The 22,417-nt window shown below is 67.3% G+C and carries 19 protein-coding genes and 1 riboswitch; of the genes, 14 read left to right on the top strand and 5 right to left on the bottom strand.

Translation table 11 applies throughout. From position 1 onward, the window contains the following. Nucleotides 1-15 precede the first annotated feature (15 nt). A complete protein-coding gene (locus tag ABL840_RS34920) occupies nucleotides 16-972 on the top strand; it encodes a M48 family metallopeptidase (RefSeq protein WP_418116104.1) in 957 nt (318 codons plus the stop codon). Nucleotides 973-1,660: 688 nt separating this feature from the next. On the opposite strand, the gene ABL840_RS34915 is transcribed toward ABL840_RS34920, so the two are convergent. The 4 genes from ABL840_RS34915 to ABL840_RS34900 form a co-directional block, all read right to left on the bottom strand. Continuing rightward, entirely contained in the window at nucleotides 1,661-2,431 is a 771-nt protein-coding gene (locus ABL840_RS34915; protein WP_093205966.1) for an SDR family oxidoreductase, read from the bottom strand. 77 nt (nucleotides 2,432-2,508) lie between these two features. Continuing rightward, entirely contained in the window at nucleotides 2,509-3,429 is a 921-nt protein-coding gene (locus ABL840_RS34910; protein WP_093304700.1) for a pseudouridine synthase, read from the bottom strand. Next, the gene (locus ABL840_RS34905) at nucleotides 3,426-4,736 is read right to left on the bottom strand and encodes a protein kinase (protein ID WP_093304699.1); all 1,311 of its coding nucleotides are present in this window, start codon (nucleotides 4,734-4,736) and stop codon (nucleotides 3,426-3,428) included. Before ABL840_RS34905 ends, ABL840_RS34910 begins: the two co-directional genes overlap by 4 nt. Before the next feature lie 9 nt (nucleotides 4,737-4,745). Continuing rightward, a complete protein-coding gene (locus ABL840_RS34900; protein ID WP_093304697.1) occupies nucleotides 4,746-5,825 on the bottom strand; it encodes an MBL fold metallo-hydrolase in 1,080 nt (359 codons plus the stop codon). Nucleotides 5,826-5,953: 128 nt separating this feature from the next. On the opposite strand from ABL840_RS34900, the gene ABL840_RS34895 reads away from it, so the two are divergent. From ABL840_RS34895 to iaaH, 10 genes are all read left to right on the top strand, one after another. Next, a complete protein-coding gene (locus tag ABL840_RS34895) occupies nucleotides 5,954-6,373 on the top strand; it encodes a MerR family transcriptional regulator (RefSeq protein ID WP_093205958.1) in 420 nt (139 codons plus the stop codon). 27 nt (nucleotides 6,374-6,400) lie between these two features. Continuing rightward, nucleotides 6,401-7,141 (top strand): carbonate dehydratase, encoded by a 741-nt coding sequence (can, locus tag ABL840_RS34890; RefSeq protein WP_093205956.1) that lies wholly within the window; start codon nucleotides 6,401-6,403, stop codon nucleotides 7,139-7,141. A 48-nt stretch (nucleotides 7,142-7,189) separates the two neighbouring features. Next, nucleotides 7,190-9,010 (top strand): bifunctional isocitrate dehydrogenase kinase/phosphatase, encoded by a 1,821-nt coding sequence (gene aceK / locus ABL840_RS34885; RefSeq protein ID WP_093304695.1) that lies wholly within the window; start codon nucleotides 7,190-7,192, stop codon nucleotides 9,008-9,010. A 64-nt stretch (nucleotides 9,011-9,074) separates the two neighbouring features. Further along, the gene (locus ABL840_RS34880; protein ID WP_093304693.1) at nucleotides 9,075-10,259 is read left to right on the top strand and encodes an acetyl-CoA C-acyltransferase; all 1,185 of its coding nucleotides are present in this window, start codon (nucleotides 9,075-9,077) and stop codon (nucleotides 10,257-10,259) included. A 163-nt stretch (nucleotides 10,260-10,422) separates the two neighbouring features. Further along, complete coding sequence (locus tag ABL840_RS34875; protein ID WP_143042964.1) at nucleotides 10,423-11,046, top strand: hypothetical protein; 624 nt, start codon at nucleotides 10,423-10,425, stop codon at nucleotides 11,044-11,046. Next, the gene (locus tag ABL840_RS34870) at nucleotides 11,047-11,928 is read left to right on the top strand and encodes a hypothetical protein (RefSeq protein ID WP_093304689.1); all 882 of its coding nucleotides are present in this window, start codon (nucleotides 11,047-11,049) and stop codon (nucleotides 11,926-11,928) included. Between the two features lie 73 nt (nucleotides 11,929-12,001). Then, nucleotides 12,002-13,249, top strand: a complete 1,248-nt coding sequence (locus ABL840_RS34865) for a glutamate carboxypeptidase (RefSeq protein WP_093304687.1) — start codon at nucleotides 12,002-12,004, stop codon at nucleotides 13,247-13,249. A gap of 47 nt (nucleotides 13,250-13,296) precedes the next feature. Then, nucleotides 13,297-14,427 (top strand): acyl-CoA dehydrogenase family protein, encoded by a 1,131-nt coding sequence (locus ABL840_RS34860; protein ID WP_093304685.1) that lies wholly within the window; start codon nucleotides 13,297-13,299, stop codon nucleotides 14,425-14,427. Further along, a complete protein-coding gene (locus tag ABL840_RS34855) occupies nucleotides 14,424-15,257 on the top strand; it encodes a metallophosphoesterase (protein WP_093304683.1) in 834 nt (277 codons plus the stop codon). The genes ABL840_RS34860 and ABL840_RS34855 overlap by 4 nt, the downstream gene beginning before the upstream one ends. Before the next feature lie 98 nt (nucleotides 15,258-15,355). Beyond that, complete coding sequence (gene iaaH / locus ABL840_RS34850; protein ID WP_093304681.1) at nucleotides 15,356-16,876, top strand: indoleacetamide hydrolase; 1,521 nt, start codon at nucleotides 15,356-15,358, stop codon at nucleotides 16,874-16,876. 30 nt (nucleotides 16,877-16,906) lie between these two features. Here the strand turns inward: iaaH and ABL840_RS34845 are convergent, their stop codons facing one another. Continuing rightward, entirely contained in the window at nucleotides 16,907-17,665 is a 759-nt protein-coding gene (locus ABL840_RS34845) for a helix-turn-helix transcriptional regulator (RefSeq protein ID WP_093304680.1), read from the bottom strand. A 128-nt stretch (nucleotides 17,666-17,793) separates the two neighbouring features. On the opposite strand from ABL840_RS34845, the gene ABL840_RS34840 reads away from it, so the two are divergent. From ABL840_RS34840 to thiC, 3 genes are all read left to right on the top strand, one after another. After that, the gene (locus ABL840_RS34840; protein ID WP_093304678.1) at nucleotides 17,794-19,617 is read left to right on the top strand and encodes a hybrid sensor histidine kinase/response regulator; all 1,824 of its coding nucleotides are present in this window, start codon (nucleotides 17,794-17,796) and stop codon (nucleotides 19,615-19,617) included. Between the two features lie 56 nt (nucleotides 19,618-19,673). After that, nucleotides 19,674-20,093, top strand: coding sequence for a YchJ family protein (locus tag ABL840_RS34835; RefSeq protein WP_093205936.1), 420 nt, complete (start codon nucleotides 19,674-19,676; stop codon nucleotides 20,091-20,093). A 40-nt stretch (nucleotides 20,094-20,133) separates the two neighbouring features. Further along, nucleotides 20,134-20,239: riboswitch (TPP riboswitch) on the top strand. Between the two features lie 92 nt (nucleotides 20,240-20,331). Further along, nucleotides 20,332-22,215 (top strand): phosphomethylpyrimidine synthase ThiC, encoded by a 1,884-nt coding sequence (gene thiC, locus ABL840_RS34830; RefSeq protein ID WP_093304677.1) that lies wholly within the window; start codon nucleotides 20,332-20,334, stop codon nucleotides 22,213-22,215. Nucleotides 22,216-22,417: the final 202 nt, after the last annotated feature.

Raw genomic sequence — 22,417 nt, 5'->3', positions numbered from 1 at the left:
GAGAGAAGGCCCGCCATGGGGGGACTGCTCCGGTTCACGATGGACCTCTTCGAGGGGCTGGGCAGCGAATTCGCGCCACCGGCTCCCGCGCCGGCGCGGCCGCGCCGGACCAGTAAGAAACCGGAGCCCCCGGTTGCGCCACCGGCCGTCGTGGCGCCGGTCGAAGACCCGCACGCGCCGCCGGCGGTGCCGCTGGCCGACACGCTGACGCTCGCGAACTTCGTGCACCCCCAGGCCACGCGCGAGGTGGTGCTCGGCTCAGCGCGCGTGGCTTACGAATTCAAGCGCGGCAAGCGCAAGACGATCGGCTTCCTGGTCGGGGCCGAAGGGCTGTCGGTGCGGGCGCCGCGATGGGTGGCGCTGCGCGACGTCGACGCGGCCATTCGCGAGAAATCCGACTGGATCCTGCGCAAGCTGACGGAGACGCAGCAACGCCATGCACGCGTCGAAGCCACGCGCATCGAATGGAAGGACGGCGCGGGTTTTCCCTTCCTGGGCGAGCAGATCGTGATGCGGCTCGATCCGAAGCACGGCTTTGCCGGCGTCGGGGGCACGCTCGATCCGGCCGAGGGCGACGGGCCCCGGGTCCTGAGGCTGGCCGTGTCGCAGAACGCCGAGCCTTCGCAGATCCGCGATGCGGCGCAGGCCTGGCTCATGCGGCAGGCGCGAAAGCTGTTCATCGAGCGGCTGGATCACTTCGCGCCGCTGCTCGGGGTGCGGTGGGAGAAGCTGTCGCTTTCCAATGCCGCCACTCGGTGGGGGAGTGCGAGTGCGGATGGGTCGATTCGGCTCAACTGGCGGTTGATTCACTTTCGGTTGGAGGTGATTGACTATGTCGTTGCGCATGAGCTTGCCCATTTGAGGGTCATGGATCACTCGCATCGGTTCTGGGAGACGGTGGAGAGTGTTTTGCCGGACTATGGGGTGTTGAGGCAGCAGCTTAAGGATGAGGCTGTTCCTCGCTGGAACTGATTGCTCTTAGGTGGTTGTTTCCCGGGGCCGGGACTCGCCCCGGCGGGCGACCTACTTTCTTTTGCTTCGCCAAAGAAAAGTAGGCAAAAGAAAGGCGACCCTACTGTCTGCGTCCCTTCGCTTCGCTGCGGGCAACCTGCGGTGCTCGACGTAGGAGGGGGTCCGCAGAACTCGCTTCGCTCAAACAGCTGCGAGCCCTGATCCGCGAAACGCTGCGCTCCTCGGCGCAGCCAGAGGGGAGGGGGAACAATTGGGCCATCGCGTTGCTCGGCCCCCAAGGCACAGCAAGCGCTTCGCGCCTGCTGTGCTTGGAATAGAGCGTAGTGTCTGCAGGAGTCGCGGGGACTCAATATGTGGCCGAGCGAAGCGAAGGCCAGTGTGGGCTGTTCAGAAGGCCGAGCGCAGCGATGGCCTGTTTGGCCTCCAACTCCCTTCTGGCTGCGCCGAGGAGCGCAGACGTAGGAGGGACAAGGGCCGCAGCTGTTTGAGCGAAGCGAGTTCTGCGAGACCCCGCGAAACGCGAGCACCGCAGGTTGCCCGCAGCGAAGCGAAGGGTCGCAGACAGTGGGGTCGCCTTTTCTTTGCCTACTTTCTTTTGGCGAAGCAAAAGAAAGTAGGTCGCCCGCCGGGCCGAGACCCGGCCTCGGAAAGCAACCCCCCAGCAAACATCGGCTTAGGGAGTAGCAGCTCACCGAGCATGCGTAACCCCCCCATCCACCACCAACGTAGACCCCATCACATAGTCCCCAGCCCGCGACGCAAGGTAGATGGCCGCCCCCGCCATATCCTCCGGCACCCCGATCCGCCCAGCCGGAATCCTCCCCTTGATCTCATCCCCATGATCCCGGGCCACCTTGTTCATGTCCGAAGCAAACGCCCCAGGCGCAATCGCACTCACCACGATGCGATCCTGCGCCAGTCGCAACGCCATGCGGCGCGTGAGCTGGATCAGTCCGGCCTTGCTCGCCGCATACGAATACGTCTCCTGCGGATTGATCGAGATCCCGTCGATCGAAGCGATGTTGATCACCTTCGCCAGGTGATCCGTCGCGGCCTTCTTCAGCATCGGCGTCAGCGCCTTGGTCAGGAAGAAGGGCGTCTTCAGGTTCAGGTCCACCACCTTGTCCCAGCCGCTCTCTGGAAACTCTTCATAAGGCGCACCCCAGGCCGCGCCTGCGTTGTTCACCAGGATGTCCAGCGAGCCTTCGTGCTTCGCATAGGCATCGACCAGCGCCTGTGCGCCCTCGACGGTCGACACGTCCGCCGGCAGCGACACGCAGTGCCCGAAGGCCGACAGTTCCTTCGCCGTCTCGTCGCAGGCCGCGGCCTTGCGCGCAGAGATGTACACGCGCGCGCCCTGGGCCAGGAAGCCTTCGGCGATCATGCGGCCGATGCCGCGCGAGCCGCCGGTGATCAACGCGGTGCGTCCCTTCAGCGAGAAGAGTTGGGTGGTGTCCATGGTGCGGGTGTCTCCTGAATGAGTGATCGTGATCGGATTCAGGAAACGAGCTTAGTGCGCGCCGCGCCGCGCGCGCGTCACCTCGGTGTCAGCAGCAGGCTGCGGGGGCTGGTGAAGCTGCGGGGAGCGCCGGTCAGCGGATCGGAGAAGTCGAGCGACCGGGCCAGCAGCTGCATGGGCTTGTCGAAATCGTCGGCGCCCTCGGGCAGCAGCACGGGGTAGATCGGGTCGTTCACGATCGGCATGCCCAGCGCCATGCAGTGCACGCGCAGCTGGTGCTTGCGGCCCGTGATCGGCGACAGCCGCAGCAGCGCCTGGCCTTCGTGCACCCGCAGCACCTCGATGCGGGTCTCGGAGTTGGGCTCGCCGGGCTCCTCGCGCACGCGCATGAAGTGATCGTCGTCGACCAGCCGGCTGCGATAGACCTCGGGCACCGACGACACGCCCTCGCGCCAAGGCACCACGGCCTCGTAGTGCTTGGTGATGCGCCGCTCGGGAAACAGCGACTGGTAGGCGCCGCGCGTGGCGGGCCGCACGGAGAACAGCACCAGCCCCGAGGTGCTGCGGTCGATGCGGTGCAGCGGCACGAGGTCGTCGAGCTTCAGCTTGCGCTTGAGGCGCACCAGCAGGCTTTCCTTCAGGTACTTGCCCTTGGGCGTGACGGGCACGAAGGGGGGCTTGTCGACCACCAGCAGCTCGTCGTCCTGGAACACGACCTGCTCCTCGAAGGGAATGGCCGTCTCGCCGTCGAGCGTGCGGTAGTAGTACACGCGCAGAGGCGACTGGTAGCGGCGCGTCAGGGTCACGGGCACGCCGTGCTCATCGACCACGTCTCCCGCCTCGATGCGCTCCAGCCAGGCTTCGCGCGTGATGACGGGAAAGCGCTCGATCAGGAACTCGGCGATCGTCGGCCAGGGGCCGTACGGCAAGCCGATGCAGCTCGGGCCGACGCCGTCGCGCGTGGGCAGCGGCAGCTGGGGTGGCCGGCGCCGGGTCATGGCGCGGAAGATGCCTGCTGTAGCAGCGACAGGGCCTCGGCGAATGTCGGGCGCGTGGCGGGGGCGGGATGCAGGCAGCGGTCTTTCAGCGCGGCCACCGATGCGGGAGCTGCATCGGTGCAGCGCTCGAGCAGTTCCTCTAGCAGGCAGCCGAAGGCGCGCACTTCCAGCGCCTGGAAGGCTCGTGCCTGTGCCGCATCGAGCGAACCCGTGAGCCAGGCGGCGCCGAAGTCGCCCAGCCGTCCGCCGCCCTGGGCGTGCCAGAGGATGTTGTGTGCGTAGAGGTCGCCGTGAAGAATCCCGCGCGCGTGCAGGTGCCGCATGGCCGATGCGATGTCGCGGGCGATGCGCAGTGCCGCGCCGGATGTCCAAAGCGCCTCGTCGGCATAGACGTCGCGCGTGCACGATGCGAGGCTCGGCGGCCCTGCGAGCGTGGCGAACGCGGGATCGACCAGCGCCATCACCAGGCCCTCCGTGCCTTCGGGATGGCCGTCGATGCGGCTCTGCGCGGCGATCAGCGTGGGGTGTGCGCCGGCCGCAATGCTGGCGGCCATTTCGCTGTGCGGCCAGCCGTCGCTTGTCACCGCGCCCTTGAAGAGCTTGACCGCCACGGGCTGAGCGGCAGCGCCGAGCGTGGCCCCGTGGATCACGCCCGAGGCGCCTTCGCCGAGCTTCTCGCCCAGTGTCAGTTCGCTCCAGTCGACATGCGGTACCGACTGGGCGACGATGGCCGCGTCCTCGGCTTGCGTGTCGAAGGGATTGCCCGCGCAGGCGAGCCACGACAGGCGCGGCAGCGAAAGCAACCATTCGGGCAGGGCCTCGAAGCGATTGGCGGAGATGCGCAGCAGTTCCAGCTGCCTGAGCGCGGCCATCGACGCGGGCAGCGCGCGCAGGCGGTTGCCTGCCAGCATCAGCTTCTGCATCCGCGTGCATGCGCCCAGCGACTCGGGCAGTTCCTCGATTGCGTTGTCGGTGAGGATCAGCCAGCGCAGCGAAAGCGGCAGCGCCGCGGCCGGAACCCTGCTGATGCGGTTGGCCTTGAAGCCGACGATGTCGAGGCCATGGCAGCGGCCTATCGATTCGGGCAGCGTGGTGAAGCGGTTGTCCGAGCAGAAGAGCACGCGCAGCCTGCGCAGGCGATGCAGGTCGTCGGGCAGGGCGTCGAGCGCATTGCCCGACAGGTTCAGCACCTCGAGCGAATCGGCAAGGTCGAAGACCTCGCGCGGAAACTCGGTGAGTCCGCACGAGAGGTCGATGCGTGTTGCGCCTGCCAGCCGGCCCGCGCGCAGCTGAGCCAGCGTGTCCATCCGCCGAGTCTAAGCCGTCGCGGCCACCGTGGCCTTGGGGCCGAAGCGATAGATGCCGTCCTTGCCCAGCTCGCGCCGCACCTGGCCCGCGAACCAAAGCAGGTGAAGGTGCGCCACGGTTTCGCCCATCGCGAAGGTCATCTGGTGCAGGTCGAGTTCGCGCTTGAACAGGATCGGCAGGCCCTCGGCGGCCGTCAGAGCGCGCGCGGTGCAGGCCTCGAGCAGTTCGGCGAGCCGGTCGCGGTGGTGCTCCTGCAGCTGCTCGACGCGGCGATGGATGCCCCGGAAGGGCTTGCCGTGCGAGGGCAGGCCCAGCGTGTCGGCCGGCAGCGACTTGAACCTCTCGATGCTGTCGAGGAAGAGGCGCAGCGAGTTCGCCTCGGGCTCGCCCGCGTGCACGCTCACGTTGGTGGAGATGCGCGGCAGCATCATGTCGCCGCCCAGCAGCAGCTTGAGCTCGTCGCAGTACAGCGAGATGTGCTCGGGCGCATGACCGTAGCCGCTGATGCAGCGCCAGGCGTGGCCACCGATGTTCACTATGTCGCCGTCGAGCATGCGCACGAAGCTGTCGGGCACCGAGGGCACCATGTTCGCGTAGTAGTTGGTGCGCGCACGGATCTTCGCGACGGACTCGGGGTCGGTCAGGCCGTGAGAGGCGAAGAAGCGAGCGGCCTGCTCGCCGCCCGCCAGGGTGTCGCCGGCGGTGCTGAGCACGCGGGCCACGTGGTAGTCGGTCGAGCTGATCCACAGGGGGGCGTTCCAGCGCTTGCAAAGCCAGTCGGCCAGGCCGATGTGGTCGGGGTGCATGTGCGTGACGATGACGCGCAGGATCGGCATGCCCTGCAGCTGCGTCTCGAACACCTGTTCCCACTGGGCGCGCGCCTCGTCGCGGGCGATGCAGCAGTCGACCACCGTCCAGCCCTCGACGCCGTCGATGCTGTCGCGCAGCAGCCAGAGGTTGATGTGGTCGAGCGCGAAGGGCAGTCGCATGCGGATCCAGCGCACGCCGGGTGCCACTTCCAGGGCCTGGCCGGGCTCGGGGAGCGTGTCGCCGAGGGGGTAGTGGAGTTCGCGTTCGAGGAGGTTCATGTAAGATTGACGTTTACGTAAACGTCATGAGTCAAGGGCACCATTGTAGGGATCGCGGCGCAAACCTGCTGTCGCGCCCGTAACGCCCCCAGTCAAGGCCATTTTTCCCGCCAGCCGCCATCGTCGTCATGCCCGCGCAGACCTTCACCATCAGCCAGCTCGCGAAGGAGTTCGACCTCACGACGCGGGCCATCCGCTTCTACGAGGACATGGGCCTGCTGGCCCCCGAGCGCGCCGGGCTGCAGCGCATCTACAGCACGCGCGACCGCGCCCGGCTCACGCTCACGCTGCGCGCCAAGCGCCTCGGCCTGAGCCTGACGGAGGCAAAAGATATCCTCGACATGTACGACAGCCCGCGCGATACCGTCGCGCAGCTGGAGAAGTTCCTCGGCGTGCTGGGTACCCACAGGGCCCAGCTCGAGGCGCAGCTGGCCGAATTGCAGGCCAACCTCGCGGAAGTGAAGGAGCACGAGAAGAAGGGGCGGGCGACGCTCGCCAAGGCGCAGAAGGCCGGCAAGGCCCCCAGACCGGCCGAAGCCAAGGCCTGATACACGACTCATCGACAATAGCCAACTATGTCCGACAAATCCGATACCCTCGACGACCTCTTCGCCCACAACCGCGCCTGGTCCGCCCAGATGGAGCGCGACCGGCCCGGCTTCTTCACCAGCCTGGTGAAGCAGCAGACGCCGCGCTACATGTGGATCGGCTGTTCCGACAGCCGAGTGCCCGCCAACCAGATCACCGGCCTGGAGCCGGGCGAAGTGTTCGTGCACCGCAACGTCGCCAACATCGTGGTGCACTCCGACCTCAACGCGCTCTCGGCGATCCAGTTCGCGGTCGAGCACCTGAAGGTCGAGCACATCATGGTGGTGGGCCACTACGGCTGCGCGGGCGTGAAGGCCGCGCTCAGCGGCAAGCGCATCGGCCTGGCCGACAACTGGATCCGCCACATCCAGGACGTGCGCGACCGCCACCACGTGATGCTCGAGAGCCTGCCCGACGAGGATGCTCGCGTCGACGCACTGTGCGAGCTCAACGTGGCAGAGCAGGTGGTGAACGTGGCCGTCAGCACCGTGATGGTCGATGCCTGGGCGCGCGGCCAGAAGGTCAAGATCCACGGCTGGACCTTCGGCGTGCACGACGGCCTGCTGCAGGACCTGGGCCTGAGCGTGGACGGCACCCAGCCGCTCGACGCCGCCTACAAGGCCACGGTGCAGCGCATCCGCCACAAGTGGAGCAAGCCGGGCGAGGTGGTGCGGTCGGTCGGGGCGCAGGGCACGCAGCCCAAGGCCGAAGGCACAGACCAGGCCTGACACCGAGCGGCCCGCCGCCTTCCCGTCCAGCCGCGCCTTCGCCCCGTCATGTTCCCGCAGCGCCTCGATTCGCCGCTGGCCTACGACATCGCGAAGGCGATGATGGACGGCTTCAACCGGCACTACCGGTTGTTCAGGGCCGAGTCGGCGCGCGCCAAGCACCGCTTCGAAACCGCCGACTGGCACGGCCAGCAGCGCGCGCAGCGCGAGCGCATCGAGTTCTACGACCTGCGCGTGAGCGAGGCCGTGGCCCGGCTCGAGAAGGAGTTCAAGGCCGGCGAGCAGCCCATGGACGTGTGGCACCAGATCAAGCTGCACTACATCGGCCTGCTGGTGGACCACCACCAGCCCGAGCTGGCCGAGAGCTTCTTCAACTCGGTCACCACGAAGATCCTGCACCGCGCGTACTTCCAGAACGACTTCATCTTCGTGCGCCCGGCCATCAGCACCGAGTACATCGAGCCGCGCGGCGCACCCACCTACCGCCCCTACTACCCCGCGCCCGACACGCTGGCCGACACCATCGAGCAGATGCTCGACGACTTCGCCCTGCTCGGCAGCTTCGCCAACAAGCGCCGCGACGCGGAGCGAGTGGCTCGCGTCATCCTGAACCGCTTCCACCAGGTCAAGCTGCGCGCCAACTTCCAGCTGCAGGTGCTGTCGGGCCTGTTCTTCCGCAACAAGGGCGCGTACGTGGTCGGCAAGATCATGAACGGCTTCACCGAGCTGCCGTTCTCGCTGCCCATACTGCACGACAGTCACGGCCGGTTCTACATCGACGCGGCGCTCTTCGGCGAAGACGACCTGCAGATGCTCTTCAGCTTCGCGCGTGCGTACTTCATGGTCGACATGGAGGTGCCCTCGGCCTGGGTGCAGTTCCTGCGCTCGCTCATGCCGCGCAAGCCGCGCGCCGAGATCTACAACGCGCTGGGCCTGGCCAAGCAGGGCAAGACGCTCTTCTACCGCGACTTCCTCTCGCACCTGAACTACTCGAGCGACCGCTTCCGCATCGCGCCCGGCATCAAGGGCATGGTCATGCTGGTGTTCGACCTGCCGTCGTTTCCGTTCGTGTTCAAGGTCATCAAGGACTTCTATCCGCCGCAGAAGGACACCACGCGCGAGCAGATCAAGGGCAAGTACATGCTCGTGAAGCAGCACGACCGCGTGGGCCGCATGGCCGATACGCTGGAGTACAGCGACGTTGGCTTCCCGCTCGACCGCTTCGAGCCCGAGCTGATCGAGGAGATCCGCAAGTTCGCGCCCAGCCAGCTCGAGATCGGCGACCGCGACGGCAACGGGGAAATGGAAGTCGTGGTCAAGCACGTCTACATCGAGCGGCGCATGATCCCGCTCAACATCTACCTGCAGGAAGCCTTCGACGCACTGGCCAACCCCGAGAGCCCGGCGCACGCCAAGCGCGCGAAGGAGCAGCTGGAGCGCGCGGTCATCGAATACGGCAATGCCATCAAGGACATGGTCGCGGCCAACATCTTCCCCGGCGACATGCTGTGGAAGAACTTCGGCGTCACGCGCGGCGGCAAGGTCGTGTTCTACGACTACGACGAGATCGAATACGTCACCGACTGCAAGTTCCGCAAGGTGCCCGCGCCGCGCAACGAGGAAGACGAGATGAGCGGCGAGGTCTGGTACTCGGTGGGCCCGAAGGACGTGTTCCCCGAGACCTTCGAGCCCTTCCTGCTGGGCAACAAGGACGTGCGCGCGGCCTTCATGGCGCACCACGCCGACCTGCTCGACGCCGCCTTCTGGCAGCACCACAAGGAGCGCATCCAGGCCGGCCAGATGCTGGATGTGTTCCCTTACGAAGAGTCGCAGCGCTTCCAGCACGAGGGGCACGCGACGCATTTCTGACCGATCGTTCCCTATTCCGCTTTCGTGATTCCGCTTTCGCATTACTGAACTGAAGGAGACCTCCATGTCCGAATCCATCGTCATCGTCGGCGCCGCACGCACCCCCATGGGCAGCTTCCAGGGCGACTTCGCCTCCCTCTCCGCGCACGACCTCGGCGGCGCGGCCATCAAGGCCGCCGTCGAGCGCGCCGGCATCGCGCCCGACAGCGTGGGCGAGGTGCTGTTCGGCAACTGCCTGATGGCCGGCCAGGGCCAGGCCCCGGCGCGCCAGGCGGCCTACAAGGGCGGCCTGCCCGACAGCGCGGGCGCGGTCACGCTCAGCAAGATGTGTGGCTCGGCAATGAAGGCCGCGATGCTCGCGCACGACCTGCTGCTGGCCGGCACGCACGAGGTGATGGTGGCCGGCGGCATGGAAAGCATGACCAACGCGCCCTACCTCATGCTCAAGGGCCGCGGCGGCTACCGCATGGGCCACGACCGCATCTTCGACCACATGATGCTCGACGGCCTCGAAGACGCCTACCAGCCCGGCCGCTCCATGGGCACCTTCGGCGAGGACTGCGCCGCCAAGTACAAGTTCACCCGCGAGCAGCAGGACGCCTTCGCCATCGCCAGCGTCGAGCGCGCCAAGAAGGCCACCGACACTGGCCTCTTCAAGGACGAGACCGTGCCCGTCACGGTCAAGGGCCGCGGCGGCGACACCGTGATCTCGGTCGACGAAGGCCCGGGCAAGGTCAAGCTCGACAAGATCCCCACGCTCAAGCCCGCATTCAAGAAGGAGAACGGCACCATCACCGCCGCATCGAGCTCGTCGATCAACGACGGCGCCGCCGCGCTGGTGATGATGACCGAGTCGCACGCGAAGAAGATCGGCGCGAAGCCCATCGCCCGCGTCGTCGGCCATGCCACGCACGCGCAGCAGCCCGAGTGGTTCTCCACCGCACCGGTCGGTGCCGTGCAGAAGCTCTTCGCCAAGACCGGCTGGAAGGCCCGCGACGTCGACCTGTGGGAAGTGAACGAAGCCTTCGCAGTGGTGCCGATGGCGCTGATGCACGAGCTCGACGTGTCGCACGACATCGTCAACGTGCACGGCGGCGCCTGCGCTCTGGGCCACCCGATCGGCGCCAGCGGCGCGCGCATCATGGTCACGCTGATCCACGCGCTGAAGGCGCGCGGCAAGACGCGCGGTGTGGCCACGCTGTGCATCGGTGGGGGTGAAGGTACGGCCGTGGCGCTCGAACTGATTTAATTTATTTGTTGTTAACGATTTATATATTTCGTCATTTTTGGTCATTAATGACGTCATTGAAAAAATAATGTAAATCGGCATTTATTTTTCTGCTTCTCTGATACCATCCGCGCGCCAAAGATCGCCAAGGCGTGGCGACAAGGCGCGTGGAATGGAATTCATAATGAACGAGAAGAGAGGGATGGGGCTCGTATTGGCTGCAGGCCATCCGGCGATTTGTGGGCAATTTCCGCGGTCATTGCTCGATGCCCTGAAATTGCCAGCATTGGTATCGATCGGGGCGATTTTTCTGGCACTCCTCGCCTTGCGGGAGCCGTCTGCCAGTCTCGTTTTTGCCGAAGCCGATGAAATACTTTTGAGGCTGACGGCATTGGGTCGGGAAGGCGCCGCCGTATTGTGCGATCCTCAAAGCATCGAGCGACGACTCTCCGTTCGAATTGACGGAAATTACCTGAATAAAGGCTCTGTCAGCAATTTCTCGAATTTCACGGAAATGCCGGGGCAGGCTGTTTTGGGCAGCTATTCGAAATTCCAGTCAGATGGCAGCACCATCTGCAGGCTCCAGCTGCGGGTTTCGGGCCATCGTTTTTGCGACACCGATTCTGCGCGCGCGCAGCGCCTAATCGGCCGTCGTCTCCAGCCTCGGCTGGCCACGCTGGACGAGTCGGGCATCTACGACCATGGCTATGAGCTTGTGCGCGACGCACGCACAAGAACGGTCATCGGATGGCGGGAGCCCGGTCGCTCGTGTCCCGCCGATGTGGAAATCGTTGCGGCCAGCCGTTGAATGGCCGCGCAGAATCGTCGGCCGCTGCCTTGGCTGGCGGCATCCGTGGGGGCGCTCTTTTTCGCCGCCTGCGCCATGCTGCTGTTCGAGTCGACTCGCGAGCATTTCCCTCGCAGGGACCTGCCCGCCTTCGACTCGCGACACGCCGCCCGGCTGAGCGTCGAGCAGCGGACCATTCACGAGCGGGAGCTCTTCAGCGAGTTGTCCCAATGGAATCGACCCAGCCGCCGCTATGCGACAAAGGAGGGCCTCATTCAGCGCGAGAGGCGTTGGAGGCAACTGGCGGCCGAAGGCTTCGAGTTGGCGCACCTCGCGCTGCAGGTGCTGCAGCCGGATGGAGGCTTCGTGTATCCGCTCGAACGGCCGATGAATCGATTGGAGGAAATGGCGAAGGGCGGTGACGCTGCAGCGATGTGCCTGATGACGGGCCTTGTGAGCCAGGTCAAGCGCGGACGGCTGTCCTCCGGGCATGCCGACATCGCCAGGCATTGGCTGCTCCGGGGCGCTGAACGCGGACATCCGGAGTGCCGTCTGCAGCTGGGGCGCCGCCTGCTTCTGGGCATCGATGGCATGACCAAGGATGCGGCGCGTGGCCTGGAGCTGGAGTTCGCAGCGCGCCGGGCCGGATACGCGCACGATACGGATGGGCTGGTCGCGTATTTCCAGCAGCGATGGTCGACCGACCCCATAGATCTCACGAGACTTTATTGCTGGCTCTCGATCGATGCGCAGTCGCGGCTCACAGACGCACAGCTGCACATGCTGAAGCTTCTGCGTGCCGATGCGCATCGCCTCGGATCGGAGCGGCTGCAGGGCCTTGCGAATCAGCTCGGGGGAACCGCCTTTTCACTGCAGCAGTGCGTCGAACTCGGGGCTCGCTGAGAGCGTTTTCTCCCTAGAGCGGTGCCTAGAATGGCAGCTTCGCCTATCTATTTGTCACCTGGAGACTTCGCTCATGTATTCGGCCATTCCCCGTCACACCGTCGCCGCATTGGCCGCCCTGATTTTCCTGGCGCCGGCTGCCTGGGCCCAGAAGCGCGACAACGTGCTGTTCCAGGCCGCCACCGACGAGCAGCCGGCCGTGATCAAGACCCTGGAGAAGCTGGTCAACATCGAGACCGGCACCGGTGACGCCGAGGGCATCGCCGCCGCCGGCAACTACCTCGAGGCCGAGCTCAAGAACCTGGGCTTCACGGTCACGCGCAGCAAGTCGGTCGGCCTCGTGGTGGGCGACAACATCGTGGGCAAGATCAAGGGCCGCGGCGGCAAGAACCTGCTGCTGATGTCGCACATGGACACGGTCTACCTGAAGGGCATCCTCGCGAAGGCGCCGTTCCGCGTGGAAGGCGACAAGGCCTACGGCCCCGGCATCGCCGACGACAAGGGCGGCAACGCGGTCATCCTGCACACGCTCAAGCTGCTGAAGGACTACGGCGTGCGCGACTACGGCACCATCACCGTGCTGTTCAACACCGACGAAGAAAAGGGTTCCTTCGGCTCGCGCGACCTGATCCAGGAAGAAGCCAAGCTGGCCGACTACGTGCTCTCCTTCGAGCCCACCAGCGCCGGCGACGAGAAGCTCTCGCTGGGCACCTCGGGCATCGCCTACGTGCAGGTCAACATCACCGGCAAGGCGTCGCATGCGGGCGCGGCGCCCGAGCTGGGTGTGAATGCGCTGGTCGAGGCCTCCGACCTGGTGCTGCGCACGATGAACATCGACGACAAGTCGAAGAACCTGCGCTTCAACTGGACCATCGCCAAGGCCGGCAACGTCTCGAACATCATCCCCGCCAGCGCCACGCTGAACGCCGACGTTCGCTACGCGCGCAACGAGGACTTCGACGCAGCCATGAAGACGCTGGAAGAACGCGCGCAGCAGAAGAAGCTGCCCGAGGCCGACGTGAAGGTGATCGTCACCCGCGGCCGTCCGGCCTTCAATGCCGGCGAAGGCGGCAAGAAGCTGGTCGACAAGGCCGTGGCCTACTACAAGGAAGCCGGCGGCACGCTGGGCGTGGAAGAGCGCACCGGCGGCGGCACCGACGCCGCCTATGCGGCGCTCTCGGGCAAACCCGTGATCGAAAGCCTGGGCCTGCCGGGCTTCGGCTATCACAGCGACAAGGCCGAGTACGTGGACATCAGCTCCATTCCGCGTCGCCTGTACATGGCCGCCCGCCTGATCATGGACCTGGGCGCCGGCAAGTAAGCAGAAGCAAGAAGCACGAACGAGAAAGAAAGACAGGAGACAACGCCATGCTGCTCAGCGCCGACCAGGAAGCCATCCGCGACGCGGTACGCGATTTCTCGCAAGCCGAACTCTGGCCCAACGCGCCGAAGTGGGACCGCGAGCACAGCTTTCCGAAGGAAGCCCACCAGGGCCTCGCGGCGCTGGGCGCCTACGGCATCTGCGTGCCCGAGGAGCATGGCGGCGCCGGCCTCGACTACCTCACGCTCGCGCTGGTGCTGGAGGAAATCGCGGCCGGCGACGGCGGCACCAGCACCGCCATCAGCGTGACCAACTGCCCCGTCAACGCCATCCTCATGCGCTACGGCAACGCGCAGCAGAAGAAGCAATGGCTGGAGCCGCTGGCGCAGGGGCAGATGCTCGGCGCCTTCTGTCTCACCGAGCCGCAGGCCGGCAGCGATGCATCCAGCCTGCGCACCACGGCGCGCAAGGACGGCGACGGCTACGTGATCGACGGCGTGAAGCAGTTCATCACCAGCGGCAAGAACGGCCAGGTGGCCATCGTCATCGCCGTGACCGACAAGGGCGCAGGCAAGCGCGGCATGAGCGCGTTCATCGTGCCCACCGACACGCCCGGCTACGCCGTGGCGCGCCTGGAAGACAAGCTGGGCCAGCACAGCAGCGACACCGCACAGATCAACTTCGACGGCTGCCGCATCCCGCGCGAGAACCTGATCGGCGCGGAAGGCGAGGGCTACAAGATCGCGCTCGGCGCGCTGGAAGGCGGGCGCATCGGCATCGCCGCGCAGAGCGTGGGCATGGCGCGCAGCGCCTTCGACGTGGCGCTGGCCTATGCCAAGGAGCGCCAGGCCTTCGGCGGCTCGATCTTCGACCAGCAGGCCGTGGGCTTCCGCCTTGCCGAATGCGCGACGCAGATCGAGGCTGCGCGCCAGCTCATCTGGCATGCGGCCAGCCTGCGCGATGCCGGCCTGCCCTGCCTGAAGGAGGCCGCCATGGCCAAGCTGTTCGCCAGCGAGATGGCCGAGCGCGTGTGCAGCGCGGCCATCCAGACGCTGGGCGGCTACGGCTACGTCAACGACTTCCCGCTCGAGCGCATCTACCGCGACGTGCGCGTGTGCCAGATCTACGAAGGCACTTCGGACATCCAGAAGCTGCTGATCCAACGCGCGCTGGCGTGAGCGAACGCCGCGGGCGCCGCTGGGGCCGCATCGCCGCGGCGCTCCTGCTGGCGGCGCCGGCAATCTGGGGCTTCGTCATCGAGCCGCGCTGGGTGGCGGCGCGTGTCGAGCCCTTGAGCTCGACGGAGTGGACCGCGCCGGCAGGCCTCAAGTTGGCGGTGGCGGGCGACTGGCATCTCACCACGCGTTCTGCGTGGCGCATCACGAGCGTGGAGCGGGCCGCGCGCCTCGTCGACGAGATCAATGCCGCGCAGCCCGACGTGGTGCTGCTGCCCGGCGACTTCCTCGCCGGCTCGGGCGACGACGAGGCGCTCTCCATCGAGGAGATGGCCGCCGTGCTGGGCCGGCTCGCGGCGCCGCAGGGCGTGTACGCGGTGCTCGGCAATCACGACTGGTGGCATGACGGGCCGCGCACCGCCCAGGCGCTGGCCGCGCATGGCATCCGCGTGCTGGAGAACGCCTCGGTGCGGCTGCCCGGCCACGACGTCTGGGTGGTTGGCATCGGCGACCACTCGACCGGCCATTCGGAGCCCATGCGGGCGCTGGCCGGCGTGCCGCCCGGCGCTGCGACGCTGGTCATGATGCACGACCCCTTCAGTTTCGCGACCATGCCGCGCACGCGGGGGCTGGTGGTGGCTTCGCACACGCATGGCGGACAGGTCAGCCTGCCGGGGCTCGGGGCGCTGATCGTGCCGGGAGCGGCCCCGCGCGAGTGGGCCTACGGCTGGGTCACCCACAAGGGCCGGCGCATGTACGTGACCAGCGGGCTCGGCGTGAGCCTCCTGCCGGTGCGCTTCAACATGCGGCCCGAGTGGGTGATGTTCAGGTAGGGCGGCGGCGACCCGTTCCTGCCTGTCATCGGTTTGGATGACAGACAGGCGCCGCGCGCCGGCGCACCATGGCCGCCTCTTTCCCGGAGGCCCTTGCCATGACCGTTCAGAAACCCATTCCCCTTGCCGCGCGGCTGGCGCTCCTGCCGTTCGCCGTCGCGTTCGCCTTTTCCGCCCGGGCCCAGCCGGCGGCACCCGACATCGCAACGCTGACAGCGACGGAGGCCATGCGGCAGCTGTGCGCGGGCACGGTCACCAGCGAGCAGCTGACGGCGGCCTACATCGCGCAAGCCAAGGCGAAGGCGAACCTCAACGCTTTCATCACCCTCGACGAGGCCGGTGCGCTGAAGCAGGCGCGCGCGGCCGACGCACTGCGCAAGCGCGGCGGCGCATGCAAGCCGCTGGCGGGGCTGCCGGTGGCCATCAAGGACAACATCCAGGTGCAGGGCCTGCCCGCGACGGCCGGCTCGCCCGCGCTCAAGGGCTTCGTGCCCGCGGCCGACGCTCCTGTGGTGGCGAAGCTGCGCGCCGCCGGCGCCGTCATCCTCGGCAAGACGAACATGCACGAGCTGGCCTTCGGCGTCACCGGCTACAACCCCGGCTTCCACAGCGGGCCCGACGTGGGCGTGCGCAATGCCTACGACGCGACCCGCATCGCCGGCGGCTCGTCCTCGGGGAACGGCACGGCGCTGGGCGCGCGCATGGTGCCGGCCGCGCTGGGCACCGACACGGGCGGCTCGGTGCGCATTCCCTGCGCGTTCAACGGCTGCGCGTCGCTGCGTCCGACGGTGGGGCGCTACCCGCAGCAGGGCATTGCGCCGATCTCGCACACGCGCGACACCGCCGGGCCGATGGCGCAGTCGATGGCCGACGTCGCGCTGCTCGACAGCGTCATCGCCGGCGGCAAGCCGTCGAGGCCCGCCGACCTGAAGCGCGTGCGCCTCGGCGTGGTGCCGGCATTTCTCGCCAACCTCGATGCCGACACGCGCGCCGTCACCGACGCCGCGCTCGCGAAGCTGCGCGCGGCCGGCATCACGCTGGTGGACGTGGAGATGCCGAAGCTGATGGAGCTCAATGGCGCGGTCGGCTTTCCGCTCGCGCTCTACGAGGCGAACGACGACATGGTGGCCTACCTCTCGAAGTACCGCACCGGCATCGACATCGCGCAGCTCACGGCCGGTATCGCCAGCCCCGACGTCAAGGGCACCTTCGAGGCCTTCGTCATCCCGCGCAAGCTGCCGGCGCCGAACGGCGTGGTCGATGCGAAGCCGGTCTACGACAGCGCGATGCGCGTCGCGCGCCCCGCGCTGCAGAAGCTCTACCGCGACACCTTCACGAAGAACAGGCTCGACGCGCTGGTGTTCCCGACGGTGCCGCGCGTGGCGCTGGCGGCGGCCCCGGAGGCCAGCAGCCCCGAGAACTTCGGCGCGCTGATCCAGAACACCGACCCCGGAAGCAACGCCGGCATTCCGGGCGTGCAGCTGCCCTCGGGCCTCGGCGCGACGACGGGCCTGCCGGTGGGGCTGGAGCTCGACGGACCGGCAGGCAGTGACCGCAGGCTGCTGGCCCTGGGGCTCGCGGTGGAGCAGGTGCTGGGCCGCCTGCCGGCGCCGAGGTGATGACGGCCGGGCGATAGGCGGGCGTCGTCGTCAGCGCGCGGCCGGCATGGTCCGGCCCGCCAGCGCCGAGCGGCGCTCGATGCCCAGCTTGTCGAAGATGCGACGCAGGTAGGTGCGCACCGTGGGCACGCTCACCGCCATGCGCCGCGCGATCTCCTTGTCTGTGAGCCCTTCGCGCACGCAGCGCGCCACTTCCTGCTCGCGTGCGCTCAGCAAGGCCCAGGCGGCGTCCTGCGCGCCGGACGGCAAGGGCGATGCAGTCGCCGCCACGCGCTGCGCCCGCTGCAGGGCCCCTATGAATGCCGGCTCGATCAGGTCCAGGAGCGCCTTCTCGTGATCGCCGAAATCGCCGCGCCCCTTGCGACGCCAGATGCGCAGATCGCCCAGCGCACGATCGCCCTCGAAGGCATGAAGGTTCATGCCCCAGTGCAGCCCGTCGCGCGCGAGGAAGTCGTTGAAGAAGGGTGTGCGCATCAGCTCGCGCTGCGGTATCACCTCGGTCACGCGCGTGGCGCGGCGGCGCGACTGCAGCACGAAGGTGATCGGGTCGTGGTGCTGGTGCCACCGCGCGTAGCTGTCGAGGTTGGCAGGGTCCATGTGCAGCGCCACGCGCGAGCCGAAGCTGCCGCTTGCGGCGTCCCACACGAACGAGGCGAACTGGTCCGCATGCAGCAGGTCGAGCAGTGCCCGGCCCAGGCGCTCGCGGATCTCGCGTTCGTCGCGGTCGTCTTCGGCCAGCAGCGCGAAAACGCCGCGCAGGGCCTGCTGTTCAGGAGCTGTGAGGTACATCGCGTGCTTTCTCGAAGGCGTTGTAACGCTAACGTTTAGCAAGCGCCGCGCCAAGAGTGGATGCCCGCGGGGCCCGCGCGAATGCCCTGCAAAGCGCGCAAAATCGGGCGCCGGTTACCTGCCCCTCAATGCAGCCGTCCTCCCCCAGCTCCACCCGCGCGCCCTTTCCGGCACCGCTGCTGCGGCGCCTGCGCGACTACTGGGTCGAGGCGCCCAACCCCAATCCGCTGGTAGACCAGAGCCTCGCACGGGCCTACCTGGACGACACCTACGACACGCCGCTCATGGCGGCCAGCGTCGCCGCCATCTTCTGGATCACCTTTCTCGTGCTCACGCACAACCTGGGCGCGCTGGCGTGGGGGCTGCTGGTGCACACCTCGCAGTGGCAACGGCATCGCTACCTGCGCCGCTTCGATCCCGCCGGCATCGACGCGGGCAATGCGGTGAGCATGCGCCGCCGGCTCGAAGTGCGCATGCTGGTGCCGGGGCTGATCTGGGGGCTGGCGCCGTGGCTCTTCTTCCCGCACGACAACCTCACGCTGATCCTGCTGATGTATTTCTTCATCAGCGGCGTCTCCGGCGTCGTCATCGCGGCGCTCGCGCAATGGTGGCTGGCCGCGCTGTGCTTCAGCGTGCCGATGTTCCTCGGCATGGCGCTGCGGCTGGTGGTGGAGCCGGGCAGCGTGACCATCCTCATGGGCTGCCTGGTGGTGTCGCAGATGTTCGCGGCGCTTTATTACGCGCGCAAGCAGAACCGGCTGATCGTGCGCTCCATCGAGCACGGCTTCGAGAACGCACGGCTGGCCGATGCGCTCGCGCGCCAGCTCGACCACGTGGCCCAGCTCGCGGCGCAGCGCGCGCGCATCTTCGCGGCCGCCAACCACGACCTGCGCCAGCCGATGCATGCGCTGGCGATCTTCGTCGATGCGCTCAACACCCGCGACGCGCCGAACGCCGACAACCTGCGCTTCATGCGCGACAGCGTCGATGCGCTGCGCGGTTCGGTCGATGCCCTGCTCGACATCGCGCAGCTCGACGGCGGCGTGGCCCCGGTGCGGCTGGAGGCCGTGCAGCTCGATCCCGTCTTCGAGGCGCTGAACGGCCGCTTCGCCGCGCTGGCAGATGCCAAGGGCCTCGCGCTGCGCATCCGCCCGACCGAGGCCGTGGTGCGCGCCGACGCGCGCATGCTGGCGCGTCTTTTGGGCAACCTCGTGGACAACGCCATCAAGTACACGCCCGGGGGCACGGTCTTCGTCTTCGCGCGCCGGCTGCATCGTTCTGCCGATGGCCTGCCCGCATGGCGCATCGAGGTGCGCGACTCCGGCGTGGGCATCGAGGCGCGGCACCAGGCGCATGTGTTCGAGGAGTTCTTCCAGGTCGACAACCCGGGGCGCGACCGCAGCCGGGGCCTCGGGTTGGGCCTGTCGCTGGTGGCGAGCATGGCCCAGGCCATGGGCTCGCGCATCCAGGTGCGTACCGCGCCGGGGCGCGGCAGCACCTTCTCGCTGGTGCTGGAGGAAGCGGCCGCGTCCGCCGGTGCGGCGGCGCAGCAGGACGGCGAAGCGGCGGCCGTACCCGTTGCGGGAGCGGCCCTGGCGCCGATCCGCATCCTCGTGCTCGATGACGAGGAGCCTGTGCGCGAAGCCATGCGCTCGCTGCTGACCAGCTGGGGCCACGAGGTCGCGCTGGCCTCGAATCCGCGCGAGGCCCTGCAGCACGGCGGCGTGTTCGACCTGATGCTGAGCGACCTGCGGCTGGGCAGCGGCCTCTCGGGCCTGGCGGCGGCGCAGGCCCTGCAGGCCGTCGGCAAGGCGCGCAACGTGGTCATCCTCACCGGCGAGACCGCGCATGCGACACGGGCCGAGGTCGAGCGCGCAGGCTATGCGCTGATCTACAAGCCGGCCGACGCGCAGGCGCTGCAGGAGGCCATCGCCGCGAGCCGGTCTTCATAGCCTCGGGGCTTGCCCTGTCGGCAGCAGGTCCGCAAGGTGTTCCAATAGCGGTCTTCATGAGTTCCATCGATCCCCCTACCGGGCCTTGCCCCTGCGGCCGAACCGACCGCCGCGACAAGCCCGTGGCCTACGCCATGTGCTGCGGCCGCTATCTCGACGATTTCTCGAACACGCCCGCGCCGGATGCCGAATCGCTGATGCGTTCGCGCTATTCGGCCTTCGTGCTGGAGCGAGGCGAGTACCTGCTCGCCACCTGGCACGCGTCGAAACGTCCGGCTTCCATCGAGTTCGAGCCGGGCGTCAAGTGGCTGGGGCTCGACGTCCGTTCGCGCTCCGTGCTCGACGCGGACCATGCCGAAGTCGAGTTCGTCGCGCGCCAGCGCGGCCCTTCCGGCGCCGCCACGCGCCTGCACGAGCGCAGCCGCTTCGTGCGCGAGGACGGGCGCTGGTTCTACGTCGACGGCGACCTGCAGTAACAACCCCGGGTTGACGCGCCGGGCCGGGGCTCGCACAATCGGCCCCGCTCCGGGGTGCACGCATGTGGCGTGCTGAGATGGCAAAGCTGCCGACCCGCGAACTTGATCCGGGTCATACCGGCGTAAGAAGAGCTGCACTCCCTGACTCCGGTCCGTCACCCCCCCCTTCCGTGACGGGCATCCCGAAGTCCACCGAGCGATTGCGGAGCACCCTTTCCCTCAACAAGGAGTGCCTCCGATGAATGCCCCCGACAAGTTCACCTCGCTGCTTTCGCTGACGCGCGAGCCCTTTCCCGCGTCGCACAAGTGCGTGATTCCGGGCAGCCGGCCCGATCTGTTCGTGCCCGTGCGAGACGTGCAGCTGACCAACGGCGAGACCGTGTCGCTCTATGACACCTCGGGCCCGTACACCGATCCGAAGGTCGAGATCGACGTGCGCCGCGGCCTGCCGGACGTGCGCGGCGCGTGGATCGCGGAGCGCAACGACACCGAGAGCTACGAGGGCCGCATGCACCATGCGCTGGACGACGGCGCGAAGAACGAAGACCGCGACGCCCAGCGCCTGGCAGAGCTTCGCGCCGGCGCCTCGGCGCTGCAGCGCACGCCGCGCCGAGCGAAGTCGGGCGCCAACGTCACGCAGATGCACTACGCGCGCCGCGGCATCGTCACGCCCGAGATGGAGTACGTGGCCCTGCGCGAGAACGGCAAGCGCGAGTGGATGGCCGAATACCTCGCCAACGAGGAGCGCGCGAAGCGCGTGGCGGGCAACCCGATGGGCGCGAGCATTCCGCGCATCATCACGCCCGAGTTCGTGCGCGACGAAGTGGCGCGCGGCCGCGCGATCATTCCGGCCAACATCAACCACCCCGAAGTCGAGCCGATGGCCATCGGTCGCAACTTCAAGGTGAAGATCAACGCCAACATCGGCAACTCGGCCGTCACCTCGAGCATCGAGGAAGAGGTCGAGAAGCTGGTGTGGGCCATCCGCTGGGGCGCGGACAACGTGATGGATCTTTCCACCGGCAAGAACATCCACACCACGCGCGACTGGATCGTGCGCAACAGCCCCGTGCCGATCGGCACCGTGCCCATCTACCAGGCGCTCGAGAAGGTCGGCGGCGTGGCCGAGGACCTCACCTGGGAGATCTACCGCGACACGCTCATCGAGCAGGCTGAGCAGGGCGTCGACTACTTCACCATCCACGCCGGCCTGCGCCTGCCGTTCATCCACCTCACGGCAAACCGCATGACGGGCATCGTGTCGCGCGGCGGCTCGATCATGGCCAAGTGGTGCATCGCGCACCACAAGGAGAGCTTCCTCTACACGCACTTCGAGGACATCTGCGACATCATGAAGGCCTACGACGTGAGCTTCTCGCTCGGCGACGGCCTGCGCCCCGGCTCGGGCGCAGATGCCAACGACGAAGCCCAGTTCGCCGAACTGCGCACGCTGGGCGAGCTCACGCAGATCGCGTGGAAACACGATGTGCAGACCATGATCGAAGGGCCGGGCCATGTGCCGATGCACATGATCCAGTCGAACATGGACGAGCAGATCAAGCATTGCCACGAGGCGCCGTTCTACACGCTCGGGCCGCTGACCATCGACATCGCGCCGGGCTACGACCACATCGCCAGCGCGATCGGCGCGGCGATGATCGGCTGGGCGGGGACTGCGATGCTCTGCTACGTGACGCCGAAGGAGCACCTGGGGCTGCCTGATCGGGACGATGTGAAGCAGGGGATCATTGCGTACAAGATCGCGGCGCATGCTGCGGATGTGGCGAAGGGGCATCCGGGGGCTCGGTCGCGGGATGATGCGCTGAGCAAGGCGCGGTTCGAGTTTCGTTGGCAGGACCAGTTCAACCTGGGGCTTGACCCCGACACTGCGCGGGAATTCCACGACGAGACCTTGCCCAAGGATTCGAGCAAGGTGGCGCACTTCTGTTCGATGTGCGGGCCCAAGTTCTGCTCGATGAAGATTACTCAGGAAGTGCGGGAGTACGCGGCGAAGAAGGGCGTGGCCGAGACTGCCGCCGTGGCGGAGGGCATGGAAGAGAAATCGAAGGAGTTCATGGCGGGCGGGGGCGAGATGTATATCCCCATCCGGGCCGTGTCTTGAGATTGCTTTCCGGGGCCGGGTCTCGGCCCGGCGGCCGACCTACTTTTCTTTGCTTCGCCAAAGAAAAGTAGGCAAAAGAAAGGCGACCCTACTGTCTGCGTCCCTTCGCTTCGCTACGGGCAACCTGCGGTGCTCGCGTTTCGCGGGGTCTCGCAGAACTCGCTTCGCTCAGACAGCTGCGATCCCTGATCCGCGAAACGCT

Source organism: Variovorax sp. NFACC27, assembly GCF_048301545.1.
Lineage (GTDB): Bacteria > Pseudomonadota > Gammaproteobacteria > Burkholderiales > Burkholderiaceae_C > Variovorax > Variovorax gossypii.
This window is presented reverse-complemented; position numbering and strand designations above follow the sequence as displayed.

What these genes read in the sequence shown, in the direction of transcription:
- thiC (WP_093304677.1), top strand. Translation starts at nt 20,332, where the DNA reads ATGAATGCCCCCGACAAGTTCACCTCGCTGCTTTCGCTGACGCGCGAG.
- ABL840_RS34860 (WP_093304685.1), top strand. Translation starts at nt 13,297, where the DNA reads ATGCTGCTCAGCGCCGACCAGGAAGCCATCCGCGACGCGGTACGCGAT.
- ABL840_RS34900 (WP_093304697.1), bottom strand. Translation starts at nt 5,825, where the DNA reads ATGAACCTCCTCGAACGCGAACTCCACTACCCCCTCGGCGACACGCTC.
- ABL840_RS34870 (WP_093304689.1), top strand. Translation starts at nt 11,047, where the DNA reads ATGGCCGCGCAGAATCGTCGGCCGCTGCCTTGGCTGGCGGCATCCGTG.
- aceK (WP_093304695.1), top strand. Translation starts at nt 7,190, where the DNA reads ATGTTCCCGCAGCGCCTCGATTCGCCGCTGGCCTACGACATCGCGAAG.
- ABL840_RS34835 (WP_093205936.1), top strand. Translation starts at nt 19,674, where the DNA reads ATGAGTTCCATCGATCCCCCTACCGGGCCTTGCCCCTGCGGCCGAACC.
- ABL840_RS34920 (WP_418116104.1), top strand. Translation starts at nt 16, where the DNA reads ATGGGGGGACTGCTCCGGTTCACGATGGACCTCTTCGAGGGGCTGGGC.
- ABL840_RS34895 (WP_093205958.1), top strand. Translation starts at nt 5,954, where the DNA reads ATGCCCGCGCAGACCTTCACCATCAGCCAGCTCGCGAAGGAGTTCGAC.
- ABL840_RS34880 (WP_093304693.1), top strand. Translation starts at nt 9,075, where the DNA reads ATGTCCGAATCCATCGTCATCGTCGGCGCCGCACGCACCCCCATGGGC.
- ABL840_RS34905 (WP_093304699.1), bottom strand. Translation starts at nt 4,736, where the DNA reads ATGGACACGCTGGCTCAGCTGCGCGCGGGCCGGCTGGCAGGCGCAACA.
- ABL840_RS34915 (WP_093205966.1), bottom strand. Translation starts at nt 2,431, where the DNA reads ATGGACACCACCCAACTCTTCTCGCTGAAGGGACGCACCGCGTTGATC.
- ABL840_RS34845 (WP_093304680.1), bottom strand. Translation starts at nt 17,665, where the DNA reads ATGTACCTCACAGCTCCTGAACAGCAGGCCCTGCGCGGCGTTTTCGCG.
- ABL840_RS34910 (WP_093304700.1), bottom strand. Translation starts at nt 3,429, where the DNA reads ATGACCCGGCGCCGGCCACCCCAGCTGCCGCTGCCCACGCGCGACGGC.
- can (WP_093205956.1), top strand. Translation starts at nt 6,401, where the DNA reads ATGTCCGACAAATCCGATACCCTCGACGACCTCTTCGCCCACAACCGC.
- ABL840_RS34875 (WP_143042964.1), top strand. Translation starts at nt 10,423, where the DNA reads ATGAACGAGAAGAGAGGGATGGGGCTCGTATTGGCTGCAGGCCATCCG.
- iaaH (WP_093304681.1), top strand. Translation starts at nt 15,356, where the DNA reads ATGACCGTTCAGAAACCCATTCCCCTTGCCGCGCGGCTGGCGCTCCTG.
- ABL840_RS34840 (WP_093304678.1), top strand. Translation starts at nt 17,794, where the DNA reads ATGCAGCCGTCCTCCCCCAGCTCCACCCGCGCGCCCTTTCCGGCACCG.
- ABL840_RS34865 (WP_093304687.1), top strand. Translation starts at nt 12,002, where the DNA reads ATGTATTCGGCCATTCCCCGTCACACCGTCGCCGCATTGGCCGCCCTG.